The organism is Bacteroides faecis MAJ27 (genome assembly GCF_900106755.1).
Lineage (GTDB): Bacteria > Bacteroidota > Bacteroidia > Bacteroidales > Bacteroidaceae > Bacteroides > Bacteroides faecis.
Genome location: NZ_FNNN01000063.1, coordinates 1 through 2,645, shown reverse-complemented (window position 1 = coordinate 2,645; position 2,645 = coordinate 1). Strand labels below are relative to the sequence as shown.

Annotated in this window: 2 protein-coding genes; both read left to right on the top strand. The window is 38.1% G+C overall.

Translation table 11 applies throughout. The features are described 5' to 3' along the window. The first annotated feature begins 184 nt into the window (after positions 1–184). Positions 185–1,750, top strand: a complete 1,566-nt coding sequence (gene istA / locus BLW31_RS23605; protein WP_055269897.1) for an IS21 family transposase — start codon at positions 185–187, stop codon at positions 1,748–1,750. Beyond that, entirely contained in the window at positions 1,740–2,513 is a 774-nt protein-coding gene (istB, locus tag BLW31_RS23600; protein WP_010535747.1) for an IS21-like element helper ATPase IstB, read from the top strand. The genes istA and istB overlap by 11 nt, the downstream gene beginning before the upstream one ends. Positions 2,514–2,645 lie beyond the last annotated feature (132 nt).

The following is a 2,645-nucleotide window of genomic DNA, read 5'->3' as shown; positions in this document are numbered from 1 at the left end:
TGGAAAATATAAAGTCACTTGACCCATTATTATAAAAGTCACCTGACCCACCTTTATAACCGAAACTGATCCACTTGGATTATAACCAAAACTGACCCTACAGAATTACCATATTTCAGTCTTGTTTTTGTACTTTAAAAAGCATTTTAACCCGGTATTATTAACCGAATAAAAATTTTAAAGAATGAAAATAAGAATCAAGCACATACTGCGGTGTTTCCAGTCAGGAATGAGTATCCGTAGTATCAGTTCTTCCCTTCTGATTTCACGTAATACAGTAAAACGGTATGTCCGTATATACGAAGATATGGGTATAGAGCTGGAACGCCTATTGAAAATGGACGAGCATCATTTGTATGAACTTTTCAGTGCTGAGACAGACAACGAATCAGCAGGATCTGCAGAGTATATGTATCTTCAAGAACATATACCAGAGTACATTAAACGACTTAAATCCCGTGGAACAACAAGAAGGTCCTTGTATGAGGAATATCTGAAAAACCGTCCTCAAGGTTACAGTTACTGTTCATTTTGCTTATATATCAGACGTGAGAAGGAAGTAAAAATACCTGTTGGACGCATAGATCATATAGCGGGTGATCAGATGTATGTGGATTTTGCCGGTGACAAACTCTATATTTCAGACAGTAATACAGGGAATAAGATTCCCGTAGAAGTCTTTGCTGCGATACTTCCTTGCAGCCAGATTACTTATTACGAGGCTGTACCATCGCAAAAGAAAGAATATCTTATCCAGGCATGTGAAAATGCTTTCCATTATTTTGGAGGTGTTCCCAATGCCATAGTTCCCGACAACCTCAAATCTGCAGTAACAAAGCCCGGTGGAATAGAGCCTGTAATAAATGATGACTTTGCTGCATTTGCAGACCATTACGGATGTGTTGTCTTTCCGGCAAGAGTTCGCAAACCCAAAGACAAGGCTTTGGTTGAAAATGCCGTAAGACTGCTTTACAGGGAGGTCTACTCAAAGATGACAGGATTGAAATTCAATGATCTTGAAGCCTTGAACATAGAAATAATGAAACATACGGATGCATTGAACAGTCGAAAAATGTACAACCGCAGCTACAGCCGTAAGGAGCGTTTCCTGGAGGTAGAGAAAGACAGGCTGCATACATTACCGACTACAAGATTTATATCAAAAAGCCGAAAAATGGCAACTGTCATGAGAAACAGTTATGTATCGCTTAACAATCACTATTACAGTGTCCCTAAAGAGTATATCGGCGATACTGTAGAATTACTGTATGATGAGGACACAGTGGAGATATATCATAAATTCAGACATATAACGACACACCGCAGAGATGATACTCCTTTCACATATTCAGAAAAACCTTCCCATAAACTTCCCGGAGTACTACATGAATACAGAATCAGAATGGATGATGTATACCGAAAGGCACGTGAAATCGATCCGGTAATGGAAGAGTATATAAAGCTAGTGGCTGTTGCCAAAAAATATCCCGTTCAGGCCGTACGTTCAGCTGATGGTATATTATGTCTTGTCGAACGTTTCGGACACGACAGAGTGGTTCTTGCATGCCAGATAGCAATGGAATCATGCATGTTCGGATTCAACGAACTTGAAAGTCTTCTGGTAAACAGGGAAGATGAAAAGTTTCATGTACAAATGGAAGGGCTGGCTCCCGAACTTACCACTAAACACAGAAATCTCAGAGGTAAGGATTATTTTAACTCTAAAAACATAGAAAAAAATGACAAGTAATAATAAAACAAACAGAACTGTCGAAAAAAATATGGACAGAATAATGGAGTTACTCTCTAAATTACGTTTTTACGGTATGCTTGAAACATACAGAAATGACTGCAGGACAACATCCTCTGATGGTATGACAAACGATGAGTTCCTGAAATGGCTTCTTGAAAGCGAGTATGATTACAGACGTAATGTAAGCATTGAACGACTGATAAGGTCTGCAAACTTCAGATATAAGGCATATATGGAGAAAATAGACTATACAATAAAACGGAACCTTGACAGAAACCAGCTCGAGAGACTTGCTTCTCTTGATTTTATAAGAGACGGACAGAATATTTTTATCACAGGAAGCTCTGGAACAGGCAAAAGCTATATAGCTTCAGCAATAGGATATGAAGCATGCAAAAATGGAGTCAGGACCTTATACTCTAATGCGTCAAAGCTTATGGGACAGCTTAAACTTGCCAAAAACAAGGGGACTATTGACGCAGAGATGAAAAAAATTGAAAAGTGTTCACTTCTTATTCTTGACGATCTGTTTCTTATAGGACTGGATGCCAAGGAAAGGTCAATCCTTATGGAAATAATAGAAGACAGACACGGATTAAAATCAATCATAATAACATCACAACTTCCTGTTGAAAGTTGGTATGATGCAATTGGTGATCCTACGGTAGCTGATGCAATCCTGGACAGAATTGTACATACTGCACACAAAATTGAACTTACGGGAGATTCTGTAAGAAAGATTAATGCTAAAAAGAAGTAGTATCTACTGTAAAGAATTATAATTAAAACTGACCCGGGTTAAAATGCATTTTTCTCTACTTAATTCTAATATATTTTTGATGGGTCAAGTGGGAGTATAATAGTGGGTCAAGTGACTTTATATTTTCCACCA

What these genes read in the sequence shown, in the direction of transcription:
- istA (WP_055269897.1), top strand. Translation starts at nt 185, where the DNA reads ATGAAAATAAGAATCAAGCACATACTGCGGTGTTTCCAGTCAGGAATG.
- istB (WP_010535747.1), top strand. Translation starts at nt 1,740, where the DNA reads ATGACAAGTAATAATAAAACAAACAGAACTGTCGAAAAAAATATGGAC.